General features: G+C 60.9%; 17 protein-coding genes. 12 read left to right on the top strand and 5 right to left on the bottom strand.

All coding sequences use genetic code 11. The annotated features are described in order from the left end of the window. Window positions 1-7: 7 nt before the first annotated feature. From galE to PKE98_RS05825, 6 genes are all read left to right on the top strand, one after another. Window positions 8-1,030 (top strand): UDP-glucose 4-epimerase GalE, encoded by a 1,023-nt coding sequence (galE, locus tag PKE98_RS05850; protein ID WP_271194325.1) that lies wholly within the window; start codon window positions 8-10, stop codon window positions 1,028-1,030. Between the two features lie 121 nt (window positions 1,031-1,151). Then, a complete protein-coding gene (galU, locus tag PKE98_RS05845) occupies window positions 1,152-1,985 on the top strand; it encodes a UTP--glucose-1-phosphate uridylyltransferase GalU (protein ID WP_271194324.1) in 834 nt (277 codons plus the stop codon). 135 nt (window positions 1,986-2,120) lie between these two features. Continuing rightward, window positions 2,121-4,139, top strand: coding sequence for an acyltransferase family protein (locus PKE98_RS05840; RefSeq protein ID WP_271194323.1), 2,019 nt, complete (start codon window positions 2,121-2,123; stop codon window positions 4,137-4,139). Beyond that, window positions 4,136-5,347: an acyltransferase family protein gene (locus tag PKE98_RS05835; protein WP_271194322.1), complete on the top strand. Its 1,212-nt coding sequence runs from the start codon at window positions 4,136-4,138 to the stop codon at window positions 5,345-5,347. The genes PKE98_RS05840 and PKE98_RS05835 overlap by 4 nt, the downstream gene beginning before the upstream one ends. A gap of 121 nt (window positions 5,348-5,468) precedes the next feature. Continuing rightward, on the top strand, window positions 5,469-6,578 hold the full coding sequence (locus PKE98_RS05830; RefSeq protein ID WP_271194321.1) for an acyltransferase family protein: 1,110 nt from the start codon (window positions 5,469-5,471) through the stop codon (window positions 6,576-6,578). Window positions 6,579-6,595: 17 nt separating this feature from the next. After that, a complete protein-coding gene (locus tag PKE98_RS05825) occupies window positions 6,596-6,958 on the top strand; it encodes a VanZ family protein (protein WP_271194320.1) in 363 nt (120 codons plus the stop codon). A gap of 1 nt (window position 6,959) precedes the next feature. On the opposite strand, the gene PKE98_RS05820 is transcribed toward PKE98_RS05825, so the two are convergent. Beyond that, window positions 6,960-8,312, bottom strand: a complete 1,353-nt coding sequence (locus tag PKE98_RS05820) for an O-antigen ligase family protein (protein ID WP_271194319.1) — start codon at window positions 8,310-8,312, stop codon at window positions 6,960-6,962. 239 nt (window positions 8,313-8,551) lie between these two features. Here PKE98_RS05820 and PKE98_RS05815 point away from each other — a divergent pair, with 239 nt between their 5' ends. Then, entirely contained in the window at window positions 8,552-9,196 is a 645-nt protein-coding gene (locus PKE98_RS05815) for an HAD-IA family hydrolase (protein ID WP_271194318.1), read from the top strand. Window positions 9,197-9,261: 65 nt separating this feature from the next. On the opposite strand, the gene PKE98_RS05810 is transcribed toward PKE98_RS05815, so the two are convergent. The 3 genes from PKE98_RS05810 to PKE98_RS05800 are packed head-to-tail and all read right to left on the bottom strand — an operon-like array spanning window position 9,262 to window position 11,846. Then, entirely contained in the window at window positions 9,262-10,443 is a 1,182-nt protein-coding gene (locus PKE98_RS05810) for an acetyl-CoA C-acetyltransferase (RefSeq protein WP_271194317.1), read from the bottom strand. 11 nt (window positions 10,444-10,454) lie between these two features. Continuing rightward, the gene (locus PKE98_RS05805; protein WP_271194316.1) at window positions 10,455-11,111 is read right to left on the bottom strand and encodes a CoA transferase subunit B; all 657 of its coding nucleotides are present in this window, start codon (window positions 11,109-11,111) and stop codon (window positions 10,455-10,457) included. Window positions 11,112-11,147: 36 nt separating this feature from the next. Next, complete coding sequence (locus PKE98_RS05800) at window positions 11,148-11,846, bottom strand: CoA transferase subunit A (protein WP_271194315.1); 699 nt, start codon at window positions 11,844-11,846, stop codon at window positions 11,148-11,150. A gap of 146 nt (window positions 11,847-11,992) precedes the next feature. Here PKE98_RS05800 and PKE98_RS05795 point away from each other — a divergent pair, with 146 nt between their 5' ends. Continuing rightward, window positions 11,993-12,889, top strand: a complete 897-nt coding sequence (locus PKE98_RS05795) for a LysR family transcriptional regulator (protein ID WP_271194314.1) — start codon at window positions 11,993-11,995, stop codon at window positions 12,887-12,889. Here PKE98_RS05795 and PKE98_RS05790 read toward each other — a convergent pair. Further along, window positions 12,886-13,056: a hypothetical protein gene (locus PKE98_RS05790; RefSeq protein ID WP_271194313.1), complete on the bottom strand. Its 171-nt coding sequence runs from the start codon at window positions 13,054-13,056 to the stop codon at window positions 12,886-12,888. The two genes, PKE98_RS05795 and PKE98_RS05790, sit on opposite strands and share 4 nt — an antisense overlap. Window positions 13,057-13,262: 206 nt before the next feature. Here PKE98_RS05790 and PKE98_RS05785 point away from each other — a divergent pair, with 206 nt between their 5' ends. The 4 genes from PKE98_RS05785 (at window position 13,263) to PKE98_RS05770 (ending at window position 18,760) form a co-directional block, all read left to right on the top strand. Beyond that, window positions 13,263-14,777: a CoA-acylating methylmalonate-semialdehyde dehydrogenase gene (locus tag PKE98_RS05785; protein ID WP_271194312.1), complete on the top strand. Its 1,515-nt coding sequence runs from the start codon at window positions 13,263-13,265 to the stop codon at window positions 14,775-14,777. 33 nt (window positions 14,778-14,810) lie between these two features. Continuing rightward, window positions 14,811-15,704, top strand: a complete 894-nt coding sequence (gene mmsB / locus PKE98_RS05780; RefSeq protein ID WP_271194311.1) for a 3-hydroxyisobutyrate dehydrogenase — start codon at window positions 14,811-14,813, stop codon at window positions 15,702-15,704. 10 nt (window positions 15,705-15,714) lie between these two features. Then, a complete protein-coding gene (locus PKE98_RS05775) occupies window positions 15,715-16,866 on the top strand; it encodes an acyl-CoA dehydrogenase family protein (protein ID WP_271194310.1) in 1,152 nt (383 codons plus the stop codon). Between the two features lie 493 nt (window positions 16,867-17,359). Then, entirely contained in the window at window positions 17,360-18,760 is a 1,401-nt protein-coding gene (locus PKE98_RS05770) for an MFS transporter (RefSeq protein ID WP_309298742.1), read from the top strand. Window positions 18,761-18,844 lie beyond the last annotated feature (84 nt).

The raw sequence follows: 18,844 nt of genomic DNA, 5'->3' as shown, positions 1-18,844 counted from the left end.
ACGCCCCATGAGCGAAACCATTCTGGTCACCGGCGGTGCCGGTTACATCGGCTCGCACACCACCCTGGCCCTGCTCGAAGCAGGCTATGAGGTGGTGGTGCTCGACAACCTGTGCAACAGCTCGCCCGAGTCGTTGCAGCGGGTGGCACGCATCTGCGGCAAGCAGGCCGAATTCATTCAGGGCGATATCCGTGACCGGGTATTGCTCGATGAGCTGTTTGCCTCGAAAAACATCAGCGCCGTGCTGCACTTTGCCGGGCTCAAAGCCGTGGGCGAGAGCGTGGCCAAGCCGCTTTCGTACTACGAAAACAACGTCGCCGGCAGCGTGACCCTGTGCCAGGCCATGGCCCATGCCGGGGTTTACCGCCTGGTGTTCAGCTCGTCTGCCACGGTGTACGGCGAGCCGACGCAAATGCCGATTCGCGAGGACTTCCCCACGGGCATACCGACCAACCCGTACGGGCGCTCGAAGCTGATGGTGGAAGAGTTGCTGCAGGACCTGGCGCGCTCGGAGCCGCGCTGGAGCATTGCCCTGTTGCGCTACTTCAACCCGGTGGGCGCGCACACAAGCGGCCTGATCGGCGAAGACCCCAATGGCATTCCCAACAACCTGCTGCCGTATATCAGCCAGGTAGCCATCGGCAAGCTCAAGCAGCTGTCGGTGTTCGGCAACGACTACGCCACCGTTGATGGCACCGGGGTGCGCGACTACATCCACGTGCAAGACCTGGCTGACGGCCACTTGAAAGCCTTGCAGACCATTGCCGGCGACAGCGGCGTGAAGATCTGGAACCTGGGCACCGGCCAAGGGTACAGCGTGCTGCAGATGGTTCAGGCGTTCGAGAAAGCCAGCGGTCAACCGGTGCCCTACCAACTGGTGCCCCGCCGCCCCGGTGATATTGCCGAGTGTTGGGCCGACCCGGCCAAGGCAGCTGCCGAGCTGGGCTGGAAAGCCACGCGTGGCCTGGAAGAAATGATGAGCGACACCTGGCGTTGGCAGTCAGCCAACCCGCAGGGGTACGCGCACTAGTCACACCGTCAATGTGGTCACACCGTCAATGTAGGAGCGGCTTGAGCCTCCATGTTCTTGATGTTTGAAAGCGTCAAGGCTTAAGCCTCTCCTAGGAATGTATCTTCGCAAGGAGCTTCTTATGATCCGCAAATGCCTTTTCCCTGCTGCCGGCTACGGCACCCGTTTTCTGCCGGCCACCAAGGCCATGCCTAAAGAAATGCTGCCGATCGTCAACAAGCCGCTGATTCAATACGGCGTTGAAGAAGCCCGCGATGCCGGCCTGCAACACATGGCCATCGTCACCGGCCGTGGCAAACGTGCGCTGGAAGACCATTTCGATATTAGCTACGAGCTGGAGCACCAGATCCGCGGCACCGCCAAGGAACACTTCCTGGCCGGCACTCGCGAGTTGATCGATAGCTGCACCTTCTCCTATACCCGTCAGGTGGCCATGAACGGCCTGGGCCACGCCATTCTCTGTGGCCAGCCGCTGATTGGTGATGAAGCCTTTGCCGTGGTGCTGGCCGATGACCTGTGCATCAACCTCGACGGCGACGGCGTGCTTACTCAGATGATCAAGCTGTACAACCAGTTCCGCTGCTCCATCGTGGCGATTCAGGAAGTACCCGCTGATGAGACCAGCAAGTACGGCGTGATCGCCGGCGAGCTCATCCGCGACGATCTGTATCGCGTGCACAACATGGTGGAAAAACCCCAACCCGAAGATGCGCCGTCCAACCTCGCCATCATCGGTCGTTACATTCTTACCCCGGATATCTTCGGCCTGATCGCCGATACAGAGCCCGGCAAGAATGGCGAAATCCAGATCACCGACGCCTTGCTCAAACAAGCCAAGGCCGGGTGTGTGCTCGCGTACAAGTTCAAAGGCAAGCGGTTCGATTGCGGCAGTGCTGAAGGCTATGTAGACGCGACCAACTTTTGCTTTGAAGAGCTTTACCTCAAAGGAAAATAAGGTCACCGCCTCATTGTTTTATGGGGTGCAAATATAACGGCGCTCGTGACGCCGAACCTGATGACACCGTCGTGCGGACACAACCTGGTGGGGGGATTCTCTCCCCCTGTAGTGGTCGTTTAAGCAGGCGACAAAATGAAGAGCTCAAATAATAAGTTCCGTAGGGACATAAACGGCCTGCGCGCTTGGGCCGTTGTGGCGGTAGTTCTTTTTCATTTTGGGGTAGCCGGGTTTTCCGGCGGGTTTGTTGGGGTAGATGTGTTTTTTGTGATCTCCGGGTTTCTGATGACCGGGATCATCTTGCGGGGGTTGGAGGCCGGCACGGCGCGGCCGTTCTCCATCATCGGTTTCTATCTGTCGCGCGCCCGGCGCATTCTTCCCGCCCTGTTGGTGCTGTGCCTGGTGTTGATGGTGGTGGGCTGGTTTGTGCTGCCGGCCACCGAATACCTGCAACTGGGCAAACATGCCATCAGCGCACTGGGCTTTTTGTCCAACGTGCTGTTCTGGCGCGAGGACGGCTATTTCGACAGCGCCTCCCACGACAAGCTGCTGCTGCACACCTGGTCACTGTCGGTGGAATGGCAGTTCTACCTGCTGTTGCCGGTCTTTATGGTAATGGTCTGGAAGTTTCGACAAAGCCGCCAGGCTCAAGCGATTGCCTTGGCCGGCGTGTTGTTGCTGTCGCTGCTGCTGTGTGTGGTGGGCACGCCCATCAAGACCACGGCGGCCTTCTATCTGTTGCCCACCCGCGCCTGGGAAATGCTCGCCGGCGGCCTGGTGTACCTGCTCAGCCTGCGCCTGGTGCTCACGCCTGCTACCCAGCGTGTGCTGGAAACCTGCGGCTTCGCCTTGTTGCTCGGCACCATCGTGCTGTTCGACAGCAACAGCCAGTGGCCAGGGTGGCGGGCAATCGTGCCGGTGTTGGCGACCATGCTGGTGTTGCTGGCTGCCCGCCAGGACTCTCTGTGGACAGGCACCCGCCTGGCCCAGTGGCTAGGCGACAGCTCCTATTCCCTATACCTGTGGCATTGGCCCCTGGTGGTGAGCCTGGTGTACCTGCAACGCCAGGACTCAGTACCGGCCATTGCCGCCGGCATCCTGCTGGCCGCGCTGCTTGGCGGGCTGTCGTATCGCTTTGTCGAGCAGCCGGCACGCGACAACCTCAACCTGATGCGCCAACGCATCGGCGCCCTGGTCATCGTCGCAGTCACTGTGCTGGTGATGCTGCCGGCCGGCGTCATTCTCTTGCAGCACGGTGTGCCCGGCCGCTTGCCGGTCGAGATCGACGCGGTATTCGCCGAGGCCGAAAACAAAAACCCGCGCATGGGCGAGTGCATGCAGAACGAATTCAGCCAGGTGCCGGAATGCACCTATGGCGGGCCCAGACTTGGTGCCATCGTCGTCGGCGACAGCCATGCCGGCGCCTTGATTCGCGCAGTGGAACGCGCCCTGCCCAGCACCGATGAACATGTGCTGGACTGGACCATGAGCAACTGCCCAACCATTGCCAATATCAAGGCCGTCGGCCAGCTCACGTATAAATGCGGCACCTTTATCGCGAGCAAAAGTCAGAGCTCCGACACCCAACACGAGCGTGCGCCGCTGTTGATCATCAACCGCACCTCCAACTACCTGCTGGGCCCCAACGAGCCCGACCGCACCCGTGAAGTAGCCGTGCCCGAACTGTATATGGACAAACCCTTTGACTCGCGCAGCCCTGAGTATCTGCAGACCCTGCGTGAAGGCATCATCGATACCGCCTGTGCCTTTGCCAAACACCGGCCGGTGTACATGCTGCGGCCCATTCCCGAACTCAAACGCAATGTACCCAAGACCATGGGCCGGGCGTTGATGATGGGTATTCAGATGCGGGTATCGATAAGCCTGGACGAATACCACGAGCGCAATGCCTATGCCTGGAAAACCCAGGACATGGCCGCGGCGCGTTGCGGGGTGGTGATTCTCGACCCCCTGCCCTTGCTATGCCGCGACGGCCAGTGCTACGGGGATGTAAACGGCCACCCGCTGTACTTCGATGACGATCACCTGAGCGAATTTGGCGGCGACCGTCTGCGCCCCCTGTTCAGCAGCATGTTCCTGACGACCGACAGCAGCGCCCACGACGTTCCACTTGTTGAGACCACCCGCCCATGACGTATTCCACCCCCCGGCGCTTTTACTCCCTGGACTTTATCCGCGGCGTGGCGGCGCTTGCCGTGGTGTTCTGGCACTGGCAGCACTTCTTCTTTCAGGGCAGCACCTTTGTGCCCTACGAGATGGAGCAGCAGCCGTTCTACAACCTGTTTTTCCTGTTCTATCAAACCGGCTGGCTGGCGGTGGACTTCTTCTTCTCGTTGTCGGGCTTTATCTTTTTCTGGCTCTACGCTAGGCAGATAGCTCAACGCGAGGTTGGCGGCTGGGCATTTTTTGCGCTGCGCTTTTCGCGGCTGTACCCCTTGCACCTGGCCACGCTGGTGTTTGTGCTGGTGGCTCAGCGTTGGGTGCTGGCGCATACCGGCGACTACTTTGTGGTGCCGTACAACGACCTCTACCACGGCATTCTCAACCTGTTTTTTGCCTCCAGTTGGGGGTTTGAAAAAGGGCCATCGTTCAACGGGCCGATCTGGTCAGTGTCGGTTGAAGTGCTGATGTACCTGGTGTTCTTTTTTGTCTGCCTGCTGTTTCGTCAGCGCCTGTGGGCCCATGTGGGCATGCTGGCCTTGGGCGTGGTGGTGATGGTGCTCGAGCCCATCGTCGGTCGCGGTATTTTCTCGTTCTTTCTGGGCGGGCTGGTGTTTCGTTTCTACCAGCACGTGTGCGCACGCGGCTGGTTGCCCCGTGTACTGCCCTGGGCCGTGGGCACGGCGGCGCTGCTGTGGGTGTTTACCGTCGTGGAAGTGCACAGCCCGTGGTTCTGGCCGCACGTACAGGCGCTGTTGCAAAGCCTGTTGCCCGAGCGGTTTGCCGGCCTGGCCGACAAGGCCGTACATGGCGCCACCCGTGCCATCGTGGTGGCGGTGCTGTTTCCACTGAGCATCTTCAGCCTGGCGCTGCTTGAGACCAAACGCGGTTACCTGGGCCGGCGCCTGGCCATGGTGGGCAACCTCACCTACTCGTCGTACCTGCTGCACTTTCCCTTGCAGCTGTGTTTCTTCGTGGTGGCCGGCCAACTGGGCCTGGGCCAGGCATTCTTCTACGGCGAGCTGTCGATGCTGATCTTCTTCGCCGTGTTGATACCACTCTGTCTGCTCAGCTACTTCTACTTTGAAACCCCCGCGCAGACCTATCTTCGCACCCGATTGCTGAGCTTTGGCACCAAGGAAAAGCGTGATGTGGGCACGCAAAAAACCTTGAACCCCTAACCGGTTTCTACACACCAACCCGACTGCAACCGACGCGATCAAGCACCACCGGAGAGCACTTTTTTATCTTAAAAAAAACAGAAAAATGCTCATAAAAAGTCTGCCTTAAAGGACTAAAAAAATGGCTAGGGCCAACGCAGTAACAGACCGAGCAACGCCCGCAACGGACCGACAGGCATGGATAGATACCCTGCGCGGCACCAGCATCATTCTGGTTATTCTGGTTCACACCGCATCATTTGCCGGCTTCAATGAAAACGACACCCTGCTTTTTGCGCGCCTGATTGACGGCATCAACGACGCCGCCGCGCCGCTGCGCATGGAGATCATGTTTTTGCTCTCCGGCTTTTTTGTAAGCCGCGGCCTGAGCAAAGGCTGGCGCCAGTACAACCTGGGCAAAGTGAACAATATCCTCTACCCCTTCGTGGTCTGGTCGCTGATTGCGTACTCGATCAACAAGGTGGGCGCGACGTTTTTCGGCGGGCGCTGGGGCGACTGGTATGACCTGCTGCGCCTGCTGGTGGGCGCAACCGATTACACCTGGTTTCTCTACGACCTGTTCGTGTTCTATCTCATCACCCCGTTGCTGCGTCGCTACAACCCGCTGCTGGTGGTGGGCCTGGCATTGGTAATCGCCTTCAGCCTGCCACGCGAGTGGTTTATGTGGCTGCCAGGGTATGGCGACAACGTGCCGGGCTTCGAACGACCGATCTACAAGGTCAATGACCTGTTCTACTACTTCATCTTTTTCTTTGCCGGTGACTACCTGGTGAAGAACAGGATCGACCTCAAGGCCATCACCCACCCCGCCGCGCTGGCACTTTCGGCAGCCGCCGCGTTGACGGTGCTGGGCCTGGGTTATTTCAACGTGGTGGGCAAGACCTGGCCCGGTTATGCACCTCTGGTGCTGGCCGCGTTACCGATCTTCTGCAAGGTGGCGGTGGTGGCCAGCAACAGCCTGCTTTCGGCGCCGGTCACCTATATCGGCCGCAACTCGATCGTGTTCTATCTGGTGCACTACCCGCTGTATATGGTGCTGGTCTTCGTGCTGAAAAAGCTCGGTATCGTCGACAGCTCGGCGCTGTTTTTGCTGCTGCTCAGTGCCGGCTTGCTGGTGCCCCTGCTGGTAGTGGTGATCAAGAACACCCGTCAATTCAACGTAGTAAGCCTGCTGTTTTCGCCCGAATTTCTGATGGAACGACGGGATAAACCACTGGCAAGTGAGGCCTAAATGCTGGGAGTTTCAACATGAGCGGCCTGCTGCGCGGGTTGGTTTTCTTTGTAGTGCTGGGCGCCATTGTGTACAGCGGGTTAAGGCCGCATGCCCTACCCGTGGCAGACGACACCCAGAACCTGCTGCTGCATGTGCTGGCGTTCGCCGCACTGGTGGGCTCGGCGCGCTTGGCATTTGCCAGCACACACGCGTTCTGGACGGTGCTCTATAGCCTGATCTTCGCGTTGATGCTCGAGCTGCTTCAGGGGCTCTTTCCGGAAGGCGCCGTATCGGTGCCGGCCATCGCCGCCAATATCCTCGGCGTGTTTGCGGGCCTGGCGGTGGCGCAGTCAGTCAAGCAACTGGTGCACCGGCGTCAGGCCCGCCAAGGCTGGTGACTCAGCTGCGCTCGCGCGTGCGCCGCTCGCGGTAGTGGTTGTTGGCCAATACGCCGATGGCACACATCACCACATAGGTGGCCGCGTTGGCCGGAATCTGCAGGTTGAAGTCGGCCATCGAGTGAATCAGCAGCGCCACAATCCCGACGCTGGCGCCAAAGCCGACCCCGGCCCGGTAGGTGGACTCGCCTTGCCACATGGCGCGCTGGGCGTGGTACAGCCCCAATAGCACGAACAGCACCAGCGGCAGGCTGCCGAGCAGGCCGTACTCAATCACAAACTGCAGGTAGTCGTTGTGGGCATGGTCGAAGTGCAGGCCAATGTCGGCACTGGCCACCTTGCCAAACAGCACCTCGAACGTGCCGGCGCCGTGCCCAGTGAGCAACTGCTCGCGGGCCAGCGGCAAGGCTTCGAGGTACACCGTGCCACGCAGTTCGTTGGCGGCCTGCACCGTCTGGCCATCGACCACCACGGCACTCAGTTGGGTGTTGGCAATGCGGTCGGCCAGTTTGTCGAGGCCGAAGTACTGGCTGACGATCAGCAGGTCAATCAGCACCAGGCTGGCGAGAATCAGGCCATTGCGCAGCCGATGGGTTTTGTCGCTTAGCAAAAACAACCCACCCACCAGCAGCAGGCTGGTGAAAAACGCTGTATTGCCCATGCGCGAATGGCTCATCACCAGCGCAATGGTCATCAGCACCAACGCCAGGCGCAGGCGCCCTTTGGGGCCCAGCAGCATCTCCAGCGCATTGATCCAGCGAAACGGCCGCTCATCACGCAGCGCCAGCAGCAGGCCAACCCCGGCCGCCAGGGTCAACTCCAAATACCCCGCCAAGTGATTGCGGTTGATAAACGTGCCGGTGGCATCGCCCAGGTACGTGGTCTTGCTGCCCACCAGCAGACCTTCTACGCCCGACAGGGTCATCACCGCACCAAAAAACGCCTGAAACGTGCCGCTCACCACTAACACGGCGAGCAGCAGGCTCAGGCGTTTACGCGTGCGAAACAGATCCACCACCAACACAAACAGCAGGCTGTAGGCCACGCCCAGCATCAGGTATTGGAAGGTGGCGGCGGTGTCGACCGTGATGCCCAGCAGCCATTGCAGCAGCACCCACAGCTGGCTCAGTAACAACAGACCGAGCATGGGCAAACCGGCACGCAGGGTGGGCCCCATGTCGCGGTTGCGCCGCCAGGCATTCAGCGCCCAGCCGGCCCCCAGGCCGCAGCACAGAAACACCAGCAGGCCCATGGACCAGTCGCGGTTACTGCCAATGGGCAGCGGCAGCCACAGGAGCAGCAACAGCGCGCCACTGATCAGCGCGCGTTCAAGACGTTTGGAGGGAGCGGCCATGCCGGGCGTCCTTGCAGAAATGGAGAGAGGACTCGAGGAAGGCCGAAGAACAGCCGGAAATAGGGCCAAATGCTATCACCTCCATCAGGGGCCGCGAAACGCAAAAGCTGGTGCTCAGCGCTTGCAAACGCTGTTCCAGACCAACGCTTCATCGTGGCGGGCGAGCATGACAATTGCGCAACCCTGACAAGCAACTGTGGTCACACCTGCCTGCCCATTATTTTGAGGGACTGAGTTCCGTGACGATTGCCGGCCTTATTTTCGACTGCGATGGCACCCTGGTGGACAGCGAACGTCTGGCTGCCGGGCTGCTGCACCACTTGCTGGCTGAGCAGCAGGTGCAGATGCCGGTGGATGAAGTGCTGCGGCGTTTTCGCGGCATTCCCTTTGCACAATTCATCAGCGAATTGAGTGCCCTGCACCCGGCGCTCAACGGCACCCACCTGGCCCATGAATTTCGCTGCCGCAGCCTGCCGCTGCTGCGCGACCAGGTCGTGGAAATGCCGGGCGCAGTGGCCTTCGTGCGCGAGACACCGTTGCCCATTTGCGTGGCGTCCAACGGGCCACGGGCCAAGATCGAAACCAGCCTGGGCGCGGTTGGGTTGCTGGAAGTATTTGGCGCGCGGATTGTCAGCGCCTACGAGGTGAATGCCTGGAAGCCGTCGCCGCGCTTGATTGAGCATGCGGCGGGCGTGCTGGGGCTGCCGGTAACGCAGTGTTTGCTGGTGGATGACAGCGTGCCCGGCGTGCAAGCCGGCATCAGTGCCGGCGCGCAGGTGGCGGGGTATGGGGATACAGACTTCAGTGAGTTCGAAGGGTTAGCGAATTTTCACGAGGTGCGAAATTTTGGCGAACTCGAAAGCTTGGTGAAGCGCTTGTCGTAGGGTGTGCTTTGCGCACCGTGGCGATATCGGGGAGATCGCTGGTGCGCGGAGCACACCCTACGAGATCAAGAGCGTTCCAGCGCCAGCGCTACGCCTTGGCCGCCGCCGATGCACAGGGTGGCGAGGCCCTTCTTGGCATCACGCTTGATCATCTCGTGCAGCAAGGTCACCAGTACACGGCAGCCTGATGCGCCGATGGGATGGCCGATGGCAATGGCGCCGCCGTTGACGTTCACTTTGCTGGCGTCCCAACCCAATTCCTTGCCCACCGACAGTGCCTGTGCGGCGAAGGCTTCGTTGGCTTCGATCAGGTCCAATTGGTCGAGGGTCCAGCCGGCTTTTTCCAGGCAGCGTTTGGTCGCCGACACCGGGCCGATGCCCATGATCGCCGGGTCCACACCGGCATTGGCGTAAGCGGCGATTTTCGCCAGCACCGGCAGGCCGAGGGCCTTGGCTTTTTCCGCGCTCATCAGGATCACGGCAGCAGCGCCGTCGTTGAGGCTGGAGGCGTTGCCGGCGGTTACGGTGCCGTCTTTTTTGAAGGCTGGTTTCAGCTTGGCCAGCGCTTCAGCGGTGGTGCCGGCGCGCGGTTGTTCGTCGGTGGCGAAGGCAAGTGGGTCGCCTTTGCGCTGGGGAATCAGGATCGGGGTGATCTCGTCCTTGAAGCGCCCGCCTTCAATGGCGGCTACAGCTTTTTGCTGCGAACCGGCGGCAAAGGCGTCTTGTGCTTCGCGGCTGATGGCGTACTTATCCACAAGATTTTCGGCGGTGATGCCCATGTGGTAGTCGTTAAACGCATCCCACAGGCCATCGGTGATCATGCTGTCGATGACTTGCGAGTGGCCCATGCGCAGGCCGGTGCGAGCACCGGGCATGACGTATGGCGACAGGCTCATGTTTTCCTGGCCACCGGCGATGATCACGTCGGCATCGCCACAGCGAATGGCTTGTGCACCCAGGTGCAGGGCTTTGAGGCCCGAGCCGCAGACTTTATTCAGGGTCAGCGCCGGTACGGCCACCGGCAGGCCGGCCTTGATGGCGGCCTGGCGCGCCGGGTTCTGACCGGCGCCGGCGGTAAGCACCTGGCCAAGAATCACTTCATCCACTTCAGCGCCATCAAGGCCGGTCTGTTCCAGCAGCGCGCGGATAACGGCGGCGCCCAAATCTACAGCCGGAACACCGGCGAGCGAGCCCTGAAAACTGCCGACGGCAGTACGGGTGGCGGCAACGATTACGACGTCTTGCATGGCATCACTCCTCAAAACTGCATTTCCGGCACGTGCTCCGGCACCACCAATTTGCCCGCCGTCTTGGCGACAATTTCCTCGACCGTCACGCCTGGCGCGCGCTCTTTAAGTACAAAGGCACCCTCGGCAATTTCCAGATACGCCAGGTCGGTCAGCACCCGTTTGATGCAGCCGGCACCGGTCAGCGGCAAGGTGCATTTGCCCAGCAGCTTCGATTCGCCATCTTTGGAGGCGTGGGTCATGGTGACGATGATGTTTTCCGCACCGGCCACCAGGTCCATCGCCCCGCCCATGCCTTTGACCAGCTTGCCCGGCACCATCCATGAGGCGATGTTGCCGTGCACATCCACTTCAAAAGCGCCGAGTACGGTCAGGTCGATATGGCCGCCACGGATCATCGCGAAGGATTCGGCCGAGGAAAAAATCGAGGCGCCGGTGCGCGCGGTGACGGTCTGTTTGCCGGCGTTGATCATATCGGCGTCGATCTCGTCGGCACGGGGAAAAGCGCCCATGCCCAACAAGCCGTTTTCCGATTGCAGCATCACTTCCATGCCCTCAGGCACGTAGTTGGCCACCAAAGTGGGGATGCCAATGCCGAGGTTGACGTAGTAGCCGTCCTGCAATTCGCGGGCGACACGTTGGGCCATTTGTTCGCGGGTAAGCGCCATATTCTTGTTCTCGAAAAATAGGTAGGAGGAAGACGATCAGGCACGCACGGTGCGTTGTTCGATGCGTTTTTCGAACGTGCCGCAGATCAGGCGATCGACGTAGATGCCCGGGGTGTGGATCTGCGTAGGGTCGAGTTCGCCCGGGGCCACGATTTCTTCCACCTCAACCACCGTGATCTTGCCGGCGGTAGCGGCCAACGGATTGAAGTTCTGCGCGGTATGGCGGTAGATCACGTTGCCGTACCAATCGGCTTTCCAGCCTTTGACGATGGCGAAATCGCCCGTGATGGAAGGCTCCATCAAGTACTCGCGGCCGTTGAACTCACGCACTTCCTTGCCTTCGGCAACCGGGGTACCGACGCCGGTGGCAGTGAAGAAGGCCGGAATACCGGCGCCACCGGCGCGCATTTTTTCCGCCAGGGTGCCTTGCGGGGTGAGCTCCACTTCCAGCTCGCCGCTGAGCAGTTGTTTCTCGAACAGGGCGTTTTCGCCGACGTAGGAGGCGATCATCTTGCGAATCTGCCGGTCTTCCAGCAGCACGCCCAGGCCAAAACCATCGACGCCGCAGTTGTTGGACACCACGGTCAGGTCACGCACGCCTTTGCGCTTGATCTCGGCGATCAGGTTTTCCGGAATGCCACACAGGCCAAAACCGCCGGCCAACACCGTCATGCCATCTTCAAGGCCAGCGAGTGCCTCTTCATACGAACCCACACGTTTATCGAAACCTGCCATTTGCGGCGCCTCTCTTGTTTTGGTGGGGGCCAGCCGGCCCAGTACCCAGAGTGTTGAGCGCCTGGATTTATTTGTTAAGTTGATTTTTAAAATGGATTGATTGATAAAACAGCACAATAATTTTCCTTTTTTCTGACAGGTGTTGTATGACCGTCAAACAACTCAGGGCATTTCTGGCCGTGGCGCAAAGCTTGAGTTTTGCCCAGGCCGGTGAGCGCCTGTACCTCTCGCAGTCGGCGTTAAGCCTCACCATCAAAGGGCTGGAGGAAGGCCTGGGCGGACGGCTATTCAGCCGCACCACGCGCAACGTGAGCCTGACCCCCGAAGGCGAAGCACTGCTGCCGTTGGCTCGGCGTCTGCTGGCGGACTGGGAAAACGCCGAAGACCAGCTGCGCCAACGCTTCACCCTGCAACAAGGCCGCGTCACCCTGGCGGCCATGCCCTCCTTCGCCGGCAACTTGTTACCGCCGTTGCTGGTGCAGTTTCGCGCGCGGCATCCGAAGGTAAATGTCACGGTCAACGACGTAATCAATGAACAGGTGATCGAGATGGTGCGCGATCGCCAGGTGGAGCTGGGTATCGCCTTTGCCCCCGATGCCGACGCCAGCCTGCACTTCACCCCGCTGTACCTGGACCGTTTTGTGGCGGTAGTGGCGGCAGATTCGCCGTTGGCTACACAGGCTGAGGTGGACTGGGCCACGCTGCTGCACTACCCCTTTGTCACCCTGCAACGACCCTCGACCGTGCGCTTTATGCTGGAAGACCACTTGCGTCAGCGCGGGCTGAAACTGCCGGTGGCGTTTGAAAGCCATCAGTTGGCAACGGTGGGCCGGATGGTCGCCAATGGGTTGGGCGTGAGCGCGGTGCCGGCCTTATGTGTAGAGCAGATGCATGAATTGGGCGCCCGCTGCCTCACGTTGCGTGAGCCGGTCATCGAGCGGGAGGTTGGGATTCTGCGTAAGGCTGATCATGAATTGTCGGTGGCCGCGCAAGCGTTGTACGACACCGTGCTGGCGGCCAAACCGGGAGGGATAACCGTTTAAAAGCTGTAAAGCAGTGCCCGCTCGGCAACCAGAAGCAGGTCGTACAGGTAGGCTGGAACTTCCGGTTGCAGCGCCGCCAGGGCCATCAGCGTTATCAGGGCCAAGCCCAGGGATTTAACGGCACGGCGTAAGGGAGAAGCGAATTCGACGTTGGACGGAAGTGACATGCTGGCAGCTCGCTGAAAAGGAACGCGCGAGCATGAGCCTCGAGAAAAAAATGCTCTGTAGAACGGATGATCAATACAGGTAAGGCTTTTCCTAGGGGCTTTCTTGGCAGCCCGCCGCCGCCCTCTATGTTGAGAAATTACACACTGCTAAGCTCACCCGGGTCTCGATTTGCCAAACCCCTGCTCATGCCGGAGTCATAACAACAATGCAAACGACCGAACGCACGACCCCTGCCACGGTAAAACTGCTGATCGGCGGCAAGCTGATCGACTCCACCACCAGCCAGTGGCGCGACATCATCAACCCGGCCACCCAGCAGGTGCTGGCCCGAGTTCCCTTCGCTACGCAGGCCGAGGTGGACGCCGCCATCGACGCGGCCAGCGAGGCCTTCAAAACCTGGCGCAAAACACCCATCGGCGCCCGCGCGCGGGTGTTTCTCAAGTACCAGCAACTGATCCGCGACCATCTGCAGGAGCTGGCGGCACTGCTGACCGCCGAGCAGGGTAAAACCCTGGCCGATGCCGAAGGCGATGTGTTTCGCGGCCTGGAAGTGGTGGAGCACGCGGCGGGCATCGGCAACCTGCAACTGGGCGAGTTGGCCAACAATGTGGCCGGAGGCGTCGACACCTACACCTTGCTGCAGCCGCTGGGCGTGTGCGCCGGCATTACCCCGTTCAACTTTCCGGCCATGATTCCGCTGTGGATGTTTCCCATGGCCATCGCCACCGGCAATACCTTTGTACTTAAACCCTCTGAACAAGACCCCATGGTGACCATGCGCCTGGCCGAACTGGCGATGCAGGCCGGGGTGCCTGCCGGGGTGTTGAACGTGGTGCACGGTGGGGCGGATGTGGTGAACCGCCTGTGCGATCACCCGGCCATCAAGGCGGTGTCTTTCGTGGGCTCCACGCAGGTAGGCACCCATGTGTACAACCGCGCCACCCAGAACGGCAAACGCGCTCAGTGCATGATGGGCGCGAAAAACCACGCCATCGTGATGCCCGACGCCAACCGCCAGCACACCCTCAACAACCTGGTGGGCGCAGCTTTTGGCGCCGCCGGGCAACGCTGTATGGCGCTGTCTGCGGTTATTCTGGTGGGAGAGGCGCAAAGCTGGCTGCCGGAGCTGATCGAGCGCAGCAAAACCCTGCAGCTCAATGCCGGCACCGAAGCGGGCGCCGACCTGGGGCCGGTGGTGTCATGCGCTGCGCTGGAGCGCATTGAGGGCCTGATCGCCGCGGGGGTAGCAGAAGGCGCGACCCTGGCGCTTGATGGCCGCCACCCGACGGTGACCGGTTTTGAACGCGGCAATTTTATTGCCCCGACCATTTTCAGCAACGTGACCCCTGCTATGCGCATCTACCGCGAGGAAATTTTCGGCCCGGTACTGTGCGTGCTGAACGCAGCCACCCTGGACGAGGCCATTGCCCTGATCAACGCCAACCCCAATGGCAACGGCACCGCGATCTTCACCCGCTCGGGCGCAGCGGCCAGGCATTTTCAGGAGGAAATCGATGTGGGCCAGGTGGGCATCAACGTGCCGATTCCGGTGCCGGTGCCAATCTTTTCCTTCTCCGGTTCGCGCGCGTCCAAGCTGGGTGACCTCGGCCCGTATGGCAAACAGGTGGTGCAGTTCTATACGCAGACCAAAACGGTCACGCAGCGTTGGTTCGATGAAGACGAGGTCGGAGCGGTCAATACGACGATTACGTTGAAATAGCACTTCCCATAATTCCAATAAGAGGGACGCCCCATGAATATCGGATTTATCGGCCTGGGCAATATGGGCGGGCCCATGGCCCTGAACCTGCTGAAAGCCGGCCACACACTGGAGGTGTTTGACCTGGTGCCGGCCTCCGTGCAACGCCTGACCGACGCCGGTGCCCACGCCCTCGCCTCCCCTGCCGACCTTGCGCGCAGCCAGGTCGAGCTGATCATCACCATGCTGCCGGCCGCTCGCCATGTAAAAGCGGTGTACATGGGCGAAGACGGTCTGCTCGCCCATGTGGCTCCCGGTGTGCGGCTGATCGACAGCTCCACCATCGACCCCATGACCGCCCGCGACGTAGCCGCTGCCGCTGCCCGGCAGGGCAACCCGATGCTCGATGCACCGGTCTCCGGCGGCACCGGTGGCGCGGCCGCTGGCACGCTGACGTTTATGGTTGGGGGCAGTGCCGCCGACTTTGAACAGGCACAGCCAGTGCTCGCTGCCATGGGCAAGAACATCGTGCATTGCGGCGGCGCCGGTAACGGCCAGGTGGCCAAGGTGGCGAACAATATGCTGCTGGGCATTTCCATGATTGGCGTGGCCGAAGCCATGAACCTGGGCGTAGCGCTGGGCATGGACGCCAAGGTACTGGCCGGGGTGATCAACACCTCCAGCGGCCGCTGCTGGAGTTCGGATACCTACAACCCCTTCCCCGGCGTACTGGACAACGCCCCCGCCGCACGCGGTTACAGCGGTGGTTTCGGCACCGACTTGATGCTCAAGGACCTGGGCCTGGCCACCGAAGCCGCCAAGCAAGCCCGGCAGCCTGTGTTGTTGGGGGCCCTGGCTCAACAGCTGTACCAGAGCTTCAGCGCCCAGGGGCATGGCGAGCTGGACTTCTCCGCGATCATCCAGCTCTACACCGGTACATCACAATAAGAGAGCTCCCATGCACGACCTGGAACTGAGCGAAGAACAACGCATGATCCGCGACATGGCCCGCGACTTTGCCCGCAGCGAAATCGCCCCCCATGCCCAGGCGTGGGCCGCCGCCGGCTGGATCGACGATGCCGTGGTCAGCAAGATGGGCGAATTGGGCCTGCTGGGCATGGTGGTGCCCGACAGTTGGGGCGGCTCCTACACCGACTATGTGGCCTATGCCCTGGCGGTGGAGGAAGTGGCCGCCGCCGATGCCGCCACCGGCACGCTGATGAGTGTGCATAACTCGGTGGGGTGCGGCCCGGTGCTCAACTACGGCAGCGAGGAACAAAAACAGCAGTGGCTGCCGGCCCTGGCCAGCGGCGAAGCTATCGGCTGCTTCTGCCTGACCGAACCCCATGCCGGCTCCGAAGCCAACAACCTGCGCACCCGCGCCGAACTGCAAAACGGCAACTGGGTGCTCAATGGCGCCAAGCAATTTGTCAGCAACGGCAAACGGGCCAAGCTGGCCATCGTGTTTGCCGTTACCGATCCGGAGCTGGGCAAAAAAGGGTTGTCGGCCTTTCTGGTGCCTACCGACAACCCGGGGTTTGTCGTAGACCGTAGCGAGAAAAAGATGGGCATCAAGGCGTCCGACACCTGCGCCGTCACCCTCAGCAACTGCGCCATTCCCCAAGCCAACCTGCTCGGCGCGCGCGGCAAGGGGCTGGCGATTGCCCTGTCGAATCTGGAGGGCGGGCGCATCGGTATTGCCGCCCAGGCCCTGGGCATCGCCCGTGCCGCCTTTGAAGCGGCACTGGTGTATGCCCGTGAGCGGGTGCAATTTGGCAAACCGATCATTGAGCACCAGAGCATCGCCAACAAGCTGGCCGATATGCACACGCAAGTGAATGCCAGCCGTCTGCTGATTCTGCACGCGGCACGGCTGAAAACCGCTGGCCACCCGTGCCTATCAGAAGCCTCGCAGGCCAAGCTGTTCGCCTCGGAAATGGCCGAGCGTGTGTGCTCCGATGCCATTCAGATTCACGGCGGCTATGGCTATCTGGAGGACTACCCGGTCGAACGCTATTACCGCGACGCTCGCATTACCCAGATTTACGAGGGTTCCAGTGAAATTCAGCGGCTGCTGATCGCCCGCGAACTGGCGCACTACTCGCTTTAAAAGCCCCGTAAACCACAGGCAAAAAAAAGCCGCTCATTGCGAGCGGCTTGGTTGAACAAGAGAAAGCTTCAAAAAACTTCATTCCACCGTCCAGGCAACAACTACGTGGTTACACACCTGATTTGTTGAAGTAACCGAACTGCGACTTTGCTTCCACGTATCGCCTGTCTGGCTTCAATTGGGTTTAGCGATGAAGTGCGATTTTCATCGCCAGGAAATTAAACCCTTCATAGCAGTTGGGAGAAATCGGAAACAACTGCGGAAGCCGTAAGCACTTTCTAGAATTCCTGCAAATCCAGCGCGCTTGCAGGCAGTTACTCACACGTTAATAAGCCGTAGATTCAAACAGCGCTGTTCACGCTTATCGTGCTTGGGCACACTCGCGCAGCAATGTCAGGTCTGTTCTCCACTTCCTGCCAGCCGTTAAGGGCCCGTCGTGACAGCAGCTTCCACCTCTCCCGTGCTAACCCCCACTCAACTGCGTCAGATCCTGATGGGCCTGATGCTCGGCATCTTTCTCTCCGCTCTGGATCAAACGATCGTTGCCGTGGCGTTACCCGAAATTGCCCTGCAGCTGCCCGGCAGTGAAGTGCTGGCCTGGGTGGTATCGGCCTATATGTTGGCCATGACTATTTCCACCCCATTCTTCGGAAAACTCGGCGATCTGTTCGGTCGGCGTCGACTGCTTCTGCTGTCCATCGCTTTATTCGTGTTTGCCTCGGTGCTGTGCGCACTGGCGCAGGACATGTGGCAACTGGTGGGTGCCCGTGCGCTGCAAGGCGTTGGCGCCGGCGGCATGGTGGCCACCACCCAGGCGCTGATCGGCGACCTGATCGCTCCGGCCGAACGCGGCCGTTATCAAGCCTGGTTCAGCGGCATGTTCGCCCTGGCCAGTCTGATTGGCCCGCCGCTGGGCGGCCTGCTGAGTAATCAGCTGTCGTGGCGCTGGGTGTTCTGGATCAACCTGCCGATTGGCTTGTTGGCCATCTGGCTCAGCCAGCGGCGCCTGGCCGGGCTGCCGGAAAAACGTCGCAAGGCCCAGCTCGACTACCTCGGCGGCGTGCTTTTGCTGCTTGGTCTGGGCAGCTTGTTGTTACTGATTACGCGCCTCGGCCAGGAGCGTCAGTGGCTCACCCTGGAGAACGCTGTGGGCCTGGGCATTGCCGTATTGGGCCTGCTGCTGTTTGTACTGCAGGAACGCCGCGCCACTGAGCCGGTGATTCCCATGGAGCTGTTTCGCATCGGCCCGGTACGCGCCGGCTGGTGCCTGCTGTTTTTCGCCAACTTCCAGGCCGTGGCCCTGGCCGTGTTGTTCCCGCTGCATGCCCACGCACAAGGCGGTGCCGGCACCGGTGCCAGCCAACTGATGGCGATTGCCATCGGCGCGCCGCTGGGGGCGTTTATCGGTGGGCGCATGAGCGCGCGGCTGGGCCGCTACAAACCATTGATTCTGAGCGGCAACCTGTTGCTGCCGGTGGCGCTGGTGGCGTTGGCGTTCCTGCCCCCCAGCCTGGAAATGCTCAGCCTGCCCTTGCTGGCCTGCTGCGGGGTAGCGCTGGGCTTGCAGTTCCCGACGTCGATGGTGGCCGTGCAAAGCGCGGCGCCGGTCAGCCATCTGGGCGTGGTGACGGCAGCGTGCGGCATGTTCCGCGGCTTGGGCGGGGCGTTGGGGGTTACGTTGTTGTCGAGCCTGCTGTGGCACCTGTTGCCGGGCATCGACCCCGAACACATCAGCGCCAGCCTGGGCCAGGTCAGCAGCGAACAGTTGAGCGTGGCGTTTCGCGACCTGCTGTTACTCGATGCCGCGATTGCTGCCATTCCCTTGTTGATCGCGCTGTTGATGGCGGACCACCGGCTACGGCATCACCTGCCCGCTGGCGCCAACGCCGAATAACGGCGGATATTCGCCCTACGCCCCATGCAGCCCTCGCGGCGAAATTCCGCCCATCGCGTGGCGGGATCTGGCCAGATCCCGCCA

The sequence above is a fragment of the Pseudomonas turukhanskensis genome (genome assembly GCF_027922365.1).
Taxonomy (GTDB): Bacteria; Pseudomonadota; Gammaproteobacteria; order Pseudomonadales; family Pseudomonadaceae; genus Aquipseudomonas; species Aquipseudomonas turukhanskensis.
The sequence above is the reverse complement of the archived record's forward strand: the minus strand, read 5'-3'. Positions and strand labels throughout refer to the sequence as shown.